The 14,729-nt window shown below is 64.2% G+C and carries 12 protein-coding genes; 6 read left to right on the top strand and 6 right to left on the bottom strand.

Going from position 1 to position 14,729, the window contains the following annotated elements:
- Positions 1 to 88 precede the first annotated feature (88 nt).
- Entirely contained in the window at positions 89 to 322 is a 234-nt protein-coding gene (hfq, locus tag RSE12_12690; GenBank protein ID WRH61240.1) for an RNA chaperone Hfq, read from the top strand.
- Complete coding sequence (gene hflX, locus RSE12_12685) at positions 322 to 1,662, top strand: GTPase HflX (protein ID WRH64816.1); 1,341 nt, start codon at positions 322 to 324, stop codon at positions 1,660 to 1,662. Before hfq ends, hflX begins: the two co-directional genes overlap by 1 nt.
- Positions 1,663 to 1,740: 78 nt before the next feature.
- Here hflX and RSE12_12680 read toward each other — a convergent pair whose 3' ends face one another.
- Positions 1,741 to 2,127, bottom strand: a complete 387-nt coding sequence (locus RSE12_12680; protein ID WRH61239.1) for a helix-turn-helix domain-containing protein — start codon at positions 2,125 to 2,127, stop codon at positions 1,741 to 1,743.
- 105 nt (positions 2,128 to 2,232) lie between these two features.
- Here RSE12_12680 and RSE12_12675 point away from each other — a divergent pair, with 105 nt between their 5' ends.
- Positions 2,233 to 3,072 (top strand): SDR family oxidoreductase, encoded by an 840-nt coding sequence (locus tag RSE12_12675; protein ID WRH61238.1) that lies wholly within the window; start codon positions 2,233 to 2,235, stop codon positions 3,070 to 3,072.
- A gap of 15 nt (positions 3,073 to 3,087) precedes the next feature.
- On the opposite strand, the gene RSE12_12670 is transcribed toward RSE12_12675, so the two are convergent.
- The 3 genes from RSE12_12670 to RSE12_12660 all read right to left on the bottom strand — a co-directional run bounded on the left by RSE12_12670 (position 3,088) and on the right by RSE12_12660 (position 7,710).
- Positions 3,088 to 4,326, bottom strand: a complete 1,239-nt coding sequence (locus RSE12_12670) for a CoA transferase (protein ID WRH61237.1) — start codon at positions 4,324 to 4,326, stop codon at positions 3,088 to 3,090.
- 3 nt (positions 4,327 to 4,329) lie between these two features.
- A complete protein-coding gene (locus RSE12_12665; protein WRH61236.1) occupies positions 4,330 to 5,151 on the bottom strand; it encodes a MaoC family dehydratase N-terminal domain-containing protein in 822 nt (273 codons plus the stop codon).
- Positions 5,152 to 5,241: 90 nt separating this feature from the next.
- Complete coding sequence (locus RSE12_12660; GenBank protein ID WRH61235.1) at positions 5,242 to 7,710, bottom strand: penicillin acylase family protein; 2,469 nt, start codon at positions 7,708 to 7,710, stop codon at positions 5,242 to 5,244.
- Positions 7,711 to 7,791: 81 nt separating this feature from the next.
- Here RSE12_12660 and RSE12_12655 point away from each other — a divergent pair, with 81 nt between their 5' ends.
- Positions 7,792 to 8,655, top strand: coding sequence for an NAD(P)-dependent oxidoreductase (locus RSE12_12655; GenBank protein WRH61234.1), 864 nt, complete (start codon positions 7,792 to 7,794; stop codon positions 8,653 to 8,655).
- A 48-nt stretch (positions 8,656 to 8,703) separates the two neighbouring features.
- On the opposite strand, the gene RSE12_12650 is transcribed toward RSE12_12655, so the two are convergent.
- Complete coding sequence (locus RSE12_12650) at positions 8,704 to 9,261, bottom strand: YSC84-related protein (protein WRH61233.1); 558 nt, start codon at positions 9,259 to 9,261, stop codon at positions 8,704 to 8,706.
- A 225-nt stretch (positions 9,262 to 9,486) separates the two neighbouring features.
- Complete coding sequence (hemB, locus tag RSE12_12645) at positions 9,487 to 10,500, bottom strand: porphobilinogen synthase (GenBank protein ID WRH61232.1); 1,014 nt, start codon at positions 10,498 to 10,500, stop codon at positions 9,487 to 9,489.
- A 129-nt stretch (positions 10,501 to 10,629) separates the two neighbouring features.
- Here hemB and RSE12_12640 point away from each other — a divergent pair, with 129 nt between their 5' ends.
- Together RSE12_12640 and mfd are read left to right on the top strand one after the other, a co-directional pair.
- Positions 10,630 to 11,154, top strand: coding sequence for a component of SufBCD complex (locus RSE12_12640; protein WRH61231.1), 525 nt, complete (start codon positions 10,630 to 10,632; stop codon positions 11,152 to 11,154).
- Positions 11,155 to 11,240: 86 nt separating this feature from the next.
- Positions 11,241 to 14,708: a transcription-repair coupling factor gene (gene mfd, locus RSE12_12635; GenBank protein WRH61230.1), complete on the top strand. Its 3,468-nt coding sequence runs from the start codon at positions 11,241 to 11,243 to the stop codon at positions 14,706 to 14,708.
- The last annotated feature ends 21 nt before the right edge of the window (positions 14,709 to 14,729 follow it).

Raw genomic sequence — 14,729 nt, 5'->3', positions numbered from 1 at the left:
ATACTTTGTTCCGTTGGACGGCAGCCCGGGCTGAGGGAACGGGTGTCCAACCTGCGCGACAAGACCAATAACAAAGGCAAAGACAAAAATGGCCGGCGATAAACAGAATTTGCAGGACGCCTTTCTCAATCACGTCCGAAAAGCCAAGGTTCCGGTGACGATTTTCCTGATCAACGGGGTCAAGCTTCAGGGTGTAATCACTTGGTTTGACAATTTTTGCGTTCTTCTGCGCCGCGATGGGCAGTCGCAGCTTGTCTACAAGCATGCGATTTCCACCATCATGCCCGGCGCGCCGATCAACCTCTATGAAGGCGAAGACTGATTTCAGACCGCCCCGAAGACGAGGATGACGATCTCCCGCTCTTGACCGAGCGGGTTGAACGTGACCGCTCTACTGCGGCCCGCGCCACGCGGGCCTTTGTCCTGCATCCCGACATCCGCTCTGCCAAATCGCGCCGTCTGCCCGAACATGGGCTGGCCGAGGCGATCAGCCTCGCCAATGCCCTGCCGGAACTGGATGTCGTGGGGGGCGAGGTGATCCGCCTGCCGCGCCTGCATCCCGGCATGCTGTTTGGCTCTGGCAAGGTCGATGATCTCAAGGCCCGCTTCAAGGCCGAAGACATCGCCCTCGTGCTGGTCGACGGGCCTGTTTCCCCCGTGCAGCAACGCAATCTGGAAAAGGAATGGGGCGTCAAACTGCTCGACCGGACTGGCCTGATCCTTGAGATTTTCGCCGACCGTGCCCGCACCCGCGAAGGCGTGTTGCAAGTCGAACTCGCCGCGCTCAGCTATCAACGCACCCGTCTTGTCCGCGCCTGGACCCACCTCGAACGTCAGCGCGGCGGTTTCGGCTTTGTCGGCGGCCCCGGCGAGACGCAGATCGAAGCAGACCGCCGCGCCATCGACGATCAGGTGATCCGCCTGAAGCGCCAGTTGGACAAGGTGGTGAAAACCCGCGAGCTTCACCGCGCCGCCCGCCGCAAGGTGCCGTTCCCCATCGTGGCGCTTGTTGGCTACACCAACGCTGGAAAAAGCACGCTCTTCAACCGCGCCACAGGGGCCGAGGTGCTGGCCAAGGACATGCTCTTCGCCACGCTCGATCCCACCATGCGCGGCGTCACCCTGCCATCCGGGCGCAAAGTGATCCTGTCCGATACCGTGGGCTTCATCTCCGACCTGCCGACCCAGCTTGTCGCCGCCTTCCGCGCCACGCTGGAAGAGGTGCTGGAGGCCGATCTCATCCTCCACGTCCGCGACATCGCGCATCCGGAAACCAACGAACAGGCCGCCGATGTGGCCGAAATCCTGCAATCCTTGGGCGTTGGCCCCGCCACGCCGCAGTTCGAAATCTGGAACAAGCTCGATCTGGTCGACGCCGCGCAGCGCGAGGCGCTCACCCAGCAGGCAGCCACCCGCGACCGCGTCTTTCCCGTATCCGCGCTTACCGGCGAAGGCATCGACCGCCTGCTTGACGCCGTCTCTGCCGCCTTTGATGAAGAAAAGACCGACCGCACCTTCGCCGTACCCTTCACCGATGGCCGCCGCCGCGCGTGGCTCTATGCCGAAGGTGTCGTGCTGTCGGAAACCCCTACTGACACCGGCTTTGCCGTCGCCGTCCGCTGGACCGCCCGGCAAGAGAAACGCTACCGCGATCTCGGCTGATCCTGGCCACTTGGCACTTCCCCCATCTTCTCTGCCCAAGTATCCGGGGGGTCCGGGGGCTGGCCCCCGGTCACACCCTCAACATGCGCCACGCCGTGCCAGAATCTCCGGCAATCGCCGCTCCACCCATTGCGCAAGCCCCGTCACCAGACCCGCCGCTTCCTCGCCGATCTCGGTCAGCGAATAATCCACATGCGGCGGCACCACGTCATGGGCCACCCGCCGCACCATGCCATCTGCCTCCAACCCTTGCAGGGTCTGGGCCAGCATCCGCTCGCTCACATCCCCCAACGCGCGGCGCAACGCCGAAAAGCGCAGGGTCTTGCCCGCCAGCGCCACAAGGATCAAAGCCCCCCAACGGCTGGTCAGATGCCCCAGCACCTGCCGCGACGGGCAGGCCGGATGCAGCACATTTGGCGTGTGCGCGGATGGCGGAATGCTTGTCGGCAACGGAAAGTCCTTCATCACAGGCCCTGTGCGCAGAAAGTGGATACTTACCTAAATGTACGTACTTCCTTTTCGTAAGTAAACCCGCCATCTCCTGCCCATAGTCAATGAACGGAGAGTCCCATGACCATCGCCATCACCGGTGCCACCGGCCAACTTGGCCGCCTTGCCATCGGCGCCCTCAAGGCCCGCGGCCAATCCCCCATCGCCCTTGTCCGCGATCCGGCCAAAGCTGCCGATCTCGGCGTCGAAGCCCGCGCTTTCGATTACAAGGCAATTGAAACGCTCGCCCCGGCGCTCAAGGGCGTCACCACGCTGGTCCTGATCTCGTCCAACGATTTCGACGACCGCGCAGGCCAGCACCGCAATGTCATCGCCGCCGCCAAGGCCGCAGGCGTGGGCCGCATCCTCTATACCAGCCTGCTGAACGCCACGAAGTCGACCATGCTGCTCGCTGCCGATCACAAGGCCACCGAAGAAGCCATCCTCGCTTCGGGCCTGACCTATACGATCCTGCGCAACGGCTGGTACACCGAAAACCACACCGGCAGTCTGGGTGGAGCCATCGCCGCCGGCGCGATGATCGGCTCTGCCGGGGCAGGGCGCTTCTCCTCGGCCGCCCGCGCCGATTACGCCGATGCGATTGCTGCCACTGCTGCGACCTCCGGCCATGACAATGCCATCTACGAACTGGCAGGCGACGCCACCTATTCCTATGCCGACATGGCAGCCGAAGTGTCGCGCCTCACCGGCAAGACCATTCCGTATAACGACCTGCCGCCCGACACCTATGCCGGCATCCTGGAATCCTTCGGCCTTCCGGCGGGCTTTGCCTATGTGCTGGCCGACAGCGACGTTCAGGCAGGCAAGGGCGCGCTGTTTGATGACAGCCGCACCCTGTCGCGCCTGATCGGGCGGCCCACCACACCGATGGCCGTGACGGTCGCGGCTGCGCTGGTCTGACAGTCGGGCAGGGGATCAGGCCGCGCGCACCGCCGGTCTGGTCCCCTGCGCCACCACGCCTGCATCCATCAACTTGCCGATCTGCCCCGCCCCAAGCCCCAGCAGATCACCCAATATCTCTTCGGTATGCTCCCCCAGCACGGGGGCCGCGACAGGCCCCATGCGGGCAAAGGCAGAAAACGCCACCGGCGATCCCGGCACCGGCAACCGCCCGATCCCCGGCTGATCCAGCATCGCGAACATCGGATTGTCGGACGACAGGTCCGGGTCCTCGGCCACCGCCCCCGCAAAGCTGCGAAAGACTGACCAGGTCAGCCCCGCCCCGTCAAACAGTGCCGCCAACTCTGCCAGTTGCCGCGCGGCAAACCACGGTTCCAGAACCGCCGTGATCTCCTTTCGCGCCAGCCAGCGGTTGCCTTCCTGCCGCAGGTCCATCCCCAATCGCTGCGAAAGCGCTGCTATCGCGGCCTCGTTCTCGGTCACTTTGACCAGCCCACGCCATTGCCTGTCGGTCAGGCCCACCACCATCACCCGCGTCCCGCAGGCCAACACAAAATCCTGCCCATAGGCGCCGTAAAGCGCATTGCCCGCCTTGGCCCGGTCCACCCCATTGGCCACCACCTCACCCACGATCCCAAGGTTTGCCATCATCGCCGCCGCCACGTCCTTCAGCGACAGTTCCGCCAACTGCCCCTTGCCCGTGCGCAAACGATGCCGCTCTGCCGCCAGCAGCGCGTTCACCACCATGCCTCCTGCGATGCAATCCCAGGCGGGCAGCACATGCGCCACAGGCTCCGTCGATCCTTCCGCCCCGGTGGCCATGGGAAAGCCCAGCGACGGGTTCACCGTGTAATCCACGGCAGGCTCGCCCCGGCGCGTGCCAGTCAACGACACCATAATCAGGTCCTCCCGCCGCGCCTGCAACGCGGGGTAATCCATCCAGCCCCGCGCGCGCAGATTGGTCAGGAACATCCCCGCATCCGGCCCCGGCGCGCAGATCAATTCGGCCACGATCTCCTGCCCCTCGGGCCGTGACATATCCACCGCCAGTGACCGCTTGCCCTTGTTCATTCCCGCCCAGAACAGGCTCGCCCCGTCTTTCGTCACGGGCCAGCGATGCGCGTCCAGCCCCCCCTGCGGGCGGTCAAAGCGGATCACATCCGCCCCCATCTGCGCCAGTGTCATCCCCGCCAGCGGCACCGCCACAAAGGCCGATCCCTCCACCACCCGCATTCCCGCCAGCACGCCCGCCATCAATCAGCCCTCCCAGGCCAGTTCGGCCTGCATGCAGACCAGACCATCGCCATTCACCGTCGCCACCGCATCGCCCGTGCCTTGCAGGGTCAGCGCATCGAAATGGAACAGCGGCCGAACCCCCCGGAACCTGTATCCTGCCGGCACCGCCCCGCCACGCCGCGCGCGTGCCGCCTCCATCAACAGCATCGCCTGCATCGGCCCATGCACCACCAGACCGGGGTATTTCTCCACCCCCGTCGCATAGGGCAGGTCGAAATGGATGCGATGCGCGTTGAAGGTCAGCGCCGAATAGCGAAACAGGCGCACCTCATCCATCACCACCGACTCTGACCACTCCGACGCAGGCGCGCTGACGGGCGGCGGCGGGGTAAACCGCTCCGGCATGGCGATGAAAACGATGTCCTGTTCTTCCTCCACCGCCAACCCGGCCGCGCCATGCACATCGTGGCGCACAGTGACGAACACCATCCGCCCCGTCGTACCGGTCTTTTCCGAAACCTTCAGGATTTCTGACCGCCGATAAAGCGGCTCTCCGATCCGCAGCGGGGCCAGAAACCGCAGCCGCCCGCCTGCCCACATTCGCCGCTCCAGCGGCACCGGCGGCAAAAACCCGCCCCGCGCCGGATGCCCGTCTGTGCCCAGTTCGGCCATCGCCGCTTCGGGCGTCCATCCCATCCAATGCCACAGCGGCGGCAGCGCCGCGCCTGGGGCAAAATCGCCGGAAACCCCCAGCGTGGCCGCCATCTGCCGCGCTTGCCGCGCCGTGATCTCGTCACGGGCCTCTTCGACCCGGCCCACCCATGCGCCGAATGCTTCGGTCATCTTTTTTCCTTGATCCCCGCCGTCACGCAATAATGTTGCGCGGCGGCGAAAGGTCAAGCGTCAGGCCGGAACAGTTTGGGGCAGGGGGGACTATTCCGCCGCAGGTGTCAGTACGGTCACGCCGACCGCCGCCGCCCGTGCAAGCTCGGGGTCCAGCGACATGGGCACATATTCGCCCCGCCGCCACAACTCGCCCAGATCATCATAGAACCGGCTCAGCGGGTGGCCCGATTGCCCGGTCGAGGTGATAAAGACCGATGAGTCCGGGTCGGCAAAATCATACACCCCGCGGAACCCCGCGCCATGCACGTTCAGGAAGGGCTCCGGTCCTTCGCCCTTGGTCTTGCCGCGCATCAGCGTGTGGTCATCGCCGCTGGTGGATTGGCGGATGTTCACGAAATACCTGAAAACCGGCAGGTTCCCCAGAACTGGATGGTCATGCGTCGCCTGATGCGCGTCGCCCCAGCGCCAGCTTTCCGGGTTCGGCCCATAGGTTTCCTGCAAGGTCAGCAGCGCCTCATCCAGCGCGATCCGAGCCAGATCGGCGCAGCTTTCCACCACCGCCGATTGCACCACGTCACACCAGATGCTGGCCCCGTCCACGTTGCGATAGACACGCTCGATCAGCAGCGGTTCGATATGCGTGAAAGTATCCGCCAGCGGCCCCAGATCATCGCGGATCAGCCGGTCCTGCAACGCCCGCACCCACGCCTGATAGATCAGCGGCTCCGGCAGATGCTCGCTCATCTCGCCATTCCACGCCGCCAGTATCTCCAGCGCCCGCTGGCGCAGGCGCTCCGGAGTGCCTTCCGGCGCCGCCTCGCCCGTGAACCACAGATCCGCTCCGATCAGCGGCAACAGCGACCGCGCCGTAAAGCTCACCGTGTCCAACTGCGCCTCGATAAAGCTTTCGCGTGTATGCACCTCGCGCGCCTGCATCAGCGTCAGCCAGCGCTGGATGCGCTGCGTATCGCCCCAGTCATAGGACACGTGCAACGGAAATGGCCGGTCCACCGTCTTGTTGTTGGTATTGCCCAACAAGCCCGAGGTCGGGTTCATCACCCGCGGATTGTCTTCATAGGGCAGAATGCCCTGCCAGCGGTTCTCGGCGATCCAGCCGGGCACCGGCATCCGCCCTTTGCTCTGGTGGGCAGGGTCGCGCGCGGGCATCGCACCCATCAGCTGCATGGAAATCCCGCGCTGATCGGCCAGCATCACATTCTGCGCTGGTGCCACGACCAAACGGCCCGTCTCCATGGCCTCGGTCACGGAACCCGCCCCCATCATCCGGATCACCGCCGTCATCGACGTGTCTTCACCCGTCAATGCCGTCCATGACAGCGCCGCGACATGCCCGCCCGGCGTGACCGAGGCGATGTCGTAGTGCGTCCCCGGCAGGACCGGCCCGTTATCCGTCCAACGCAGGGTAATGGTAACCGGGGCCTCATCCTTGACGGTGATGATCGACCGGCGGGTGACGAAATCTTTCCACCCGTCCGGGGTGCGATACTGTTCCGGATTGTTGGGATTCACCTCTTCAATGAACAGGTCCTGATCATCCAGATAGCTCGATGTCAGCCCCCAGCCCAGCGCCTCGGACCGCCCCACCAGCACCGCCGGAATACCGGGGATCGTGCCGCCGATCACGCCGCCTGCCGCCAGTTCAAGCCGCGCCAGATACCACACGGTCGGCGCGGTGAACCCCAGATGCGGGTCATTGGCCAGCAGCGATCCACCCGCCGCCGACCGGGCCGGCACCGCCGCCCAAGCGTTCGACGCCCCGGCCAGTTCCCGCGTGGGAAAAGGCGACAGCACATCATTCGATGCGCGCCGGATCGGCTCAAGGCTGGGGGAAACCCCCGGTACAAGGCTGGAAAACTCGGGCAGGGCGGTCACGCCGCTGCCGGGCGCATCGGGCAGGATATCCAGCACCCGCGCCTCGGGCAGTACAAGCGAGACGCGCGCCCGCAACACCTCATTCTCCAACTGCCCCGACAGTTGCAGCGCCATCAGCTTCAGGATGGCAATGGAATCCGCCGGTTGCCAGGCTGCGATCTCGTTGGAAAACAGAAACAGTTCCGGCGCACCGCGCCCCCGCGCCTCGCGGTTCACTTCCCCGATCCAGGCATTCACGCCCCGCGCATAGGCCTCCAGCGCCGCCTGCGTCGGCCCGTCCTGCACCGCGACCGAACTTTGCGCCAGACCGTAAAGGTCATAACGCCGCATCAGCTCATCAATCCGCAGCGTGCGGTTGCCGAACACCTCGGACAGCCGCCCCTGCACCGTGCGGCGCAGCATCGTCATCTGCCAAAGCCGGTCCTGCGCATGGGCAAAGCCCAGCGCAAAGAACACATCCGCATCCGTCGCGCCAAAGATATGAGGCACATTGTCATTGTTGCGCACGATCTCGACCGGGGCGGCAATGCCCGCAATCGCGAAATCCTCGTCATAATCCGGCAAGGACCGCGACAGGAAATAGTACAGGATCACCCCCGCCAGCAGCGACAGGACGATCATCCCTGTAAACAGGCGCAACATCCAGCGAAAGACAAGGAACATCAGGGGCCTGTTCTTGACGACGGTTACCGTATGGCTTCCTAGTCCATCGCAGATCGAAGGGCAATCCAACGGGGGTAAACGATGGCGCGACTGGCATTTCTGGGTCTTGGCGTGATGGGCGGGCCGATGGCACGGCATCTGGCGTCAAAGGGGCATCAAGTGACGGTCTACAACCGCACCACCGCCAAGGCAGAGGCCTGGGTCACGGCCCATGGCGGCAAATTTGGCCGCACCCCGGCCGAGGCCGTGGCCGGCGCGGAATTCGTGATGGCCTGTGTCGGCAATGATCATGACCTTGATCACATCTGCACCGGCCCCGATGGGGCCTTTGCCGCCATGGCCCCGGGCACGGTCTTTGTGGATCACACCACCGTCTCGGCCCAGATCACTCGTCACCTTGCGGGCATCGCTGCCGCGCAAGGCATCGGCTTTGTCGATGCGCCCGTCTCGGGCGGGCAAGCGGGGGCCGAAAACGGCGCACTCTCCGTGATGTGCGGCGGTAGCATCGAAGATTATGACCGCGCCGAACCCATCATCGCCGCCTATGCCCGCATCTGCCGCCGTCTGGGCGACAGCGGGGCCGGGCAACTGGCCAAGATGATGAACCAGATCTGCATCGCAGGACTGATGCAGGGCCTGTCCGAGGCGCTCGCCTTCGGCCAGAAGGCCGGGCTGGACGGCGAGGCTGTGGTCGAAGTCATTTCACAGGGTGCTGCGGGCAGCTGGCAAATGGTCAACCGCCACAAGACGATGCTGAAGGGTGAATTTGATTTCGGCTTCGCAATTGACTGGATGCGCAAGGATCTGGGCATCTGCCTGAAAACAGCTGATGAAATTGGCGCGTCCTTGCCCGTCACCGCGCTGGTGGATCAGTTCTACAAGGATGTGCAGAACATGGGCGGCGGCCGAAACGACACCTCAAGCCTGATCCGCCGCCTGAGCTGATGCCTCGGTCGGGGCAGGGGGGCATCAGCCCCCCCCGCACCCCCTGCATCACGGAATGATGCGCGTATACTTCACCCCGGCCAGCGTCGCCCCGGCGATCAGGCCTTGTTGGCCAAAGACCAGCGCGATTACCGGGTCGATCTCGGTGGTTTCCTTGCCGATGCTGGCCCCTTGCTCGGGTGTCGCATATTTCAGATCGGCACTTGCCGCCCAGCCGGTCGATGACCGGAACTCGGCCAGAGCTTCGGGCGTCATGAAGAACAGCGCATGGGCATATTGCTGCGCGCCGATCTGCAACCCATAGCTCGCCTTGGTCGAGGAATAGTAATCCACCGTCACATCGCGGATCTGCAACGCGCCGCGCCCATAGGCCCCGCCAATGAAGAACCCGGCCTCCGTGATCAGCGGCATGTAGAGAACCCCCGCCGCCCGCCCGGCCAGATCCTGTGTTCCGGGATAGCGGGAAAACAGGAAATTCCGTGTCGCACTCACCCGCGCGTCGATCTGCTGCGCGCCACTACCGCCCACGCCATTGCCGCAAGCCGCCGTGAGCGCCAATGATGCCCCGGCCCCGCCCAAAAGCGCCCGTCTTGAAATCCGTTCCATGAAACCCGCCCTCTCTTGCCTCGTCGGGGGTCTCTGCCCCCGCTCAGGCGCCACAATAGCTATATTCCGCCGCCCTGTCATGCCCCGCCTGCACCCCCGGCAAGGCCCCGCCAACCGGGCTTTGCGTGAACAGGGAAAAGGGGGCCTTCTGCCCCCTCTTGGCGCTCTGCGCCAATTCACCCCCGAGGATATTTGACCAGAGAAGAATGGGCAGGGGTGCCTTGATCAGCCCCAACTCCAGCCCGCGCGCAGTTTGCGGGCGGCTTCGGGCGCGAAATAGGTCAGAATCCCGTCGCAGCCTGCGCGCTTGAACCCCATCAGGCTTTCCATCATCGCCTTTTCGCCATCGATCCAGCCGCGATCCGCCGCGCCCCGGATCATCGCGTATTCGCCCGACACCTGATAGGCATAGGTCGGCGCGCCAAAGGCATCCTTCACCCGGCGGCAGATGTCGAGATACGGCATGCCCGGCTTGACCATTACCATATCCGCCCCCTCGCGCAGGTCACGCTCGACCAGACGCAGCGCCTCGTCGCTATTGGCGGGGTTCATCTGATAGGTCTTCTTGTCACCCTTCAACGCACCCGAAGCCCCCACCGCATCGCGGAACGGGCCGTAAAAGGCGCTGGCATATTTCGCGGCATAGGACAGGATTGCCACGTCCTTGTATCCCGCCGCCTCCAGCGCGCCCCGCATCGCGCCGATGCGGCCGTCCATCATATCCGAAGGACCAAGGATATCGGCCCCCGACTCGGCTTGCGCCAGCGCCATCTTCAACAGCGCCTCGACGGTTTCATCGTTCAGGATAACGCCATCAACCACCAGCCCGTCATGGCCATTGGCGTTGTAAGGGTCCAGCGCCACATCCGTCATCACCGCGATCTCTGGCACCGCCGCCTTTATCGCCCGGATCGCGCGATTGGCCAGATTGTCGGGGTTCCACGCCTCTTCGCAGGCCTCGGTCTTCAGCGCGGGGTCGGTATAGGGGAACAGACAGATCGCCGGAATGCCCAAGGCCGCCGCCTCTTCCGCAGCCTTCACGATCAGATCCACGCTCAGCCGTTCCACCCCCGGCATCGAGGCGATGGGTTCGCGCACCCCCACGCCATCGCGCACGAAAACCGGCCAGATCAGATCACCCACCCCCAGCAAGGTTTCCTGCGACAGCGCCCGCAGCGCGGCAGTCCGGCGCAGGCGGCGAAAGCGGGTGGCCGGGGTCGGGGCGGAAATCGGTCTCATCAGGCGGGCCTCGGGGTTGGGAAAAACCATCGGGGGCTTGCGCCCACCTCCCTTGCCTGCCAGAGAAAGAGCCGCGCCTCAAGCCGTCACGACGCAGCAGGGGCGCACTGGCAGACAGGGACGCGCGGGTTGGACTGGTACAAGACGATCTTCGAAGTGATCGACCTGCGATCCTTCTCCAACCTCTGGTTCTGGCTGGCTCTGGCCGTGATGTGGTCCACCGTCAGCCATTTCGTCATCGGCGTGCCGCATGATCTGATCCGCCGCGCCGAACGCGATGGCGATCAGGCGATGGCAGACGTCGAGGCGCTGGCCCATATCTACACCCGGCGCTTCCTGTTCCTGATGCGCAGCGGCGGTCTGATCCTGATCTGGTTCGTGTTTTTTCTGGTGACGGGATTGCTCATGCTGGCCATTCTTTACCGGGTGGAATTTGCCCAGGCGGTGCTGTTTCTTCTGATCCCGATGCTGGGCGTGGGGACATTGACGCTGCGCACCTGCCTCAGGATCGAAGGCGCTGATCTGCGCGGCGATGACCTGCTTCGGGCCCTGCGCCGCCACCGCATCACGGTGCAAAGCGTGGGGATGTTCGCGCTGTTCTTCACCGGCATGTTCGGGATGTATCAGAACCTGACCCGCGGCGTCTTTGGCTGACCTGTCCGCGCGCCACCTGCGCAGACTTCACGCAGACACCCGCAATAGGCGTTGACGTCGCCGCCCCGGCGGTTAAGTCAGTCGCCATGCAAACCGGCACACGCATCCTCCTTGGTGGCGCACCCGAAGGGTACGACGCCCGCCTCCTTTCCCGTGAACTGGAAAAGGGCGCGCCGATCATCCACATCGCCCGCGATGACAAACGGGCCGAGGCGATGGCCGCCGCGCTTGCCGTTATGGCCCCCGGTGCCTTGGTGCTGGATTTCCCGTCCTGGGATTGCCTGCCTTATGACCGGGTCTCTCCGAACCCCGCCATTTCCGCCCGCCGCATGGCAACGCTGGCGGCCTTGGCCGATGGGATCAAAGGCCCCTTCATCCTGCTCACCACACTGACCGCCGCCACCCAGCGCCTTCCGGCCAAGGATGTGATCCGCGGCGCGTCTTTTTCCGCCCGCGTGGGGGACCGCGTGGATGAGGGACGGCTGAAGGGCTTTCTCACCCGCATGGGCTTTTCCCCGGCCTCTACGGTGGCCGAACCGGGTGATTTCGCCCTGCGCGGCGGTATCGTCGATATCTGGCCTCCGGGCAGCCGGTCCCCCATCCGGCTGGATTTCTTTGGCGATGTGCTGGATGGCGCGCGCCGCTTTGATCCCGACACCCAGCGCACCACGGAAAAGCTCACCTCTGTCGATTTCGCCCCCATGTCCGAAGTGATCATGGATGAGGCCGCGATCACCCGCTTCCGCCAATCCTACCGGCTCGAATTCGGGGCAGGGGGATCGGACGACCCGCTTTATGAAGCGGTCAGCGCAGGCCGCAAGCATCAGGGCATGGAACACTGGCTGCCCTTCTTCCACGATCGGCTGGAAACGATCTTCGACTATCTGCCCGATGCCACGGTGATGCTGGATGACCAGATCACCCCGTCGCGCCTGTCGCGTTGGGAAGGGATCGAAGATCAATATGACGCAAGGCGTGAGGCGATGTCGGCCAAGGGCCGGCTCGACAGTGTCTACAAACCCGTCGCCCCCGGACTGCTCTATCTGGACGATGCGGCGTGGGAACAGGCCACCGCCCCCCATCGCCTGATCCAACTGTCGCCCAATCCGCAATCCCCCGGTCCCGGTGTGCTGGATGCGGGCGGTCGCATGGGCCGAAATTTCGCCCCCGAACGCCAGCAGGAAAACATCAGCCTGTTCGGGGCCTTGGCCGCCCATGTCAAGGAACTGCTGCAAGACCGTCAGGTCATCATCGCCTCATGGTCCGATGGCGCGCGCGAACGGCTCGAAGGTCTGCTCACCGATCAGGGCGTCAGCGGTGCGCAGCGCATCCGCGACCTGCGCGATGTGCCCGATGGCAAGGGTGGCCTTTTCCTCATGGTCTGGGCGCTTGAGGCGGGCTTCACCGCCCCCGGCCTTGCCGTGATCTCGGAACAGGATGTGCTGGGTGATCGCCTCGTCGGCAAACCCAAACGCAAACGCAAAGCCGAGAATTTCCTGCGTGAGGTCGACACCCTCACTCCCGGCGATCTGGTGGTCCATGTCGAACATGGCGTGGGCCGTTACCTTGGCATTGAAACCATCACCGCCTTAGGCGCGCCCCATGCCTGCGTGGCGCTGGAATATGCCGAAAACGCCAAGCTGTATCTGCCTGTCGAAAACATCGAACTCCTCTCCCGCTACGGCCATGAAGAGGGGCTTCTGGATCGTCTCGGTGGCGGCGCCTGGCAGGCCAAGAAGGCGAAACTCAAGGAACGCATCCGCGAAATCGCGGATCGCCTCATGCGCATCGCGGCCGAACGCGCCCTGCGCCACGCCCCCATCCTAGAGGCACCGCATAGCCTGTGGGAGGCCTTCGCCGCCCGCTTCCCTTGGCAGGAAACCGACGATCAGCTTACCGCCATCGCCGATGTGGTAGCCGATCTTGAATCCGGCCGCCCGATGGACCGTCTCGTTGTGGGCGATGTGGGCTTCGGCAAGACAGAGGTTGCCATGCGCGCGGCTTTCGTCGCGGCGCTGGCAGGGATGCAGGTCGCCGTGATCTGCCCCACCACGCTGCTTGCGCGCCAGCATTACCGCAGCTTCGCCGAACGCTTCCGGGGCTTTCCCATCACCGTCAAACCCCTGTCGCGCTTCGTGTCGGTCAAGGATGCAAAGGCCACCCGTCAGGGCCTTGCCGATGGCACCGTCGATATCTGCGTCGGTACCCATGCGCTCTTGGCCAAGGACATCCGTTTCAAAACCCTCGGCCTTCTGGTGATCGATGAGGAACAGCATTTCGGCGTCTCTCACAAAGAACGTCTGAAAGAGATGCGGTCGGAAATCCACGTCCTCACCCTCACCGCCACGCCCATCCCGCGCACGCTGCAACTCTCGCTCGCCGGGGTGCGCGATCTGTCGATCATCGCCACGCCCCCTGTCGACCGTCTGGCGATCCGCACCTATGTCAGCGAATTCGATCCCGTCACGCTGCGCGAGGCGCTTTTGCGCGAACGCTATCGCGGCGGGCAATCCTTCATCGTCGTCCCGCGTATCGCGGACCTGCCAGAGATCGAAGATTTCCTCAAAACCCACGTGCCCGAGGCCACCTACATCATTGCCCATGGCCAGCTTGCGGCGGGCGACCTCGATGAACGGATGAACGAATTCTACGACGGCAAATATGACGTGCTCCTCTCCACCACCATCGTGGAATCCGGGCTCGACATTCCCACTGCCAACACGATGATCATCCACCGCGCCGATATGTTCGGCCTGTCCCAGCTTTATCAGATCCGGGGCAGGGTGGGCCGCGCCAAGACCCGCGCCTATTGCTTCCTCACCACCAAACCCCGCGCGCCGCTGACGCCGCAGGCGATGAAACGCCTCCGCCTGCTTGGCAGCCTCGACAGCCTCGGCGCAGGCTTCAACCTCGCCTCGCATGACCTCGATCTGCGCGGCGCGGGCAATCTTCTGGGCGAAGAACAGTCCGGCCATATCAAGGAAGTGGGATATGAGCTGTACCAGCAGATGCTGGAAGACACGATCGCCAAGCTGAAATCCGGGGAACTCTCCGGCCTTGCGCCCCTCGATGACCAATGGGCGCCGCAGATCAATCTCGGCGTCCCTGTCCTGATCCCCGAAGATTACATCCCCGATCTCGACATCCGCCTCGGCCTTTACCGCCGCCTGTCATCGCTGACCACCAAGGTCGAGCTTGAAGGTTTCGCCGCCGAACTGATCGACCGTTTCGGTCCCCTCCCGCGTGAGGTGAACACCCTCATGCTCGTCATGCGGATCAAATCGATGTGCAAACGCGCCGGGATCAGCCGTCTGGATGCCGGGCCAAAAGGGGCCACGGTGCAATTCCACAACGACAAATTCGCCAATCCGGCGGGGTTGGTGGATTTCATCAAATCCGATCCCGCCAACCGCGTGCAAGGCAACAAGATCGTGCTGATGCGCGACTGGAAGACGGAAGCAGACCGCATCAAGGGCGCCTTCGCCATTGCCCGCGATCTGGCCGAAAAGGTGGTCAAACCGGAAAAGACGCCGGCCAAAGCGGTCCGGGCCTAAGGCGGGGTTACCCCCCGCCAC

The sequence above is a fragment of the Fuscovulum sp. genome (assembly GCA_035192965.1).
Classification (GTDB): Bacteria; Pseudomonadota; Alphaproteobacteria; order Rhodobacterales; family Rhodobacteraceae; genus Paragemmobacter.
This window is presented reverse-complemented; position numbering and strand designations above follow the sequence as displayed.

Coding starts and splice junctions, on each gene's coding strand:
- hfq (WRH61240.1), top strand. CDS start 89: ATGGCCGGCGATAAACAGAATTTGCAGGACGCCTTTCTCAATCACGTC.
- RSE12_12680 (WRH61239.1), bottom strand. CDS start 2,127: ATGAAGGACTTTCCGTTGCCGACAAGCATTCCGCCATCCGCGCACACG.
- RSE12_12675 (WRH61238.1), top strand. CDS start 2,233: ATGACCATCGCCATCACCGGTGCCACCGGCCAACTTGGCCGCCTTGCC.
- RSE12_12670 (WRH61237.1), bottom strand. CDS start 4,326: ATGGCGGGCGTGCTGGCGGGAATGCGGGTGGTGGAGGGATCGGCCTTT.
- RSE12_12665 (WRH61236.1), bottom strand. CDS start 5,151: ATGACCGAAGCATTCGGCGCATGGGTGGGCCGGGTCGAAGAGGCCCGT.
- RSE12_12660 (WRH61235.1), bottom strand. CDS start 7,710: ATGTTCCTTGTCTTTCGCTGGATGTTGCGCCTGTTTACAGGGATGATC.
- RSE12_12655 (WRH61234.1), top strand. CDS start 7,792: ATGGCGCGACTGGCATTTCTGGGTCTTGGCGTGATGGGCGGGCCGATG.
- RSE12_12650 (WRH61233.1), bottom strand. CDS start 9,261: ATGGAACGGATTTCAAGACGGGCGCTTTTGGGCGGGGCCGGGGCATCA.
- hemB (WRH61232.1), bottom strand. CDS start 10,500: ATGAGACCGATTTCCGCCCCGACCCCGGCCACCCGCTTTCGCCGCCTG.
- mfd (WRH61230.1), top strand. CDS start 11,241: ATGCAAACCGGCACACGCATCCTCCTTGGTGGCGCACCCGAAGGGTAC.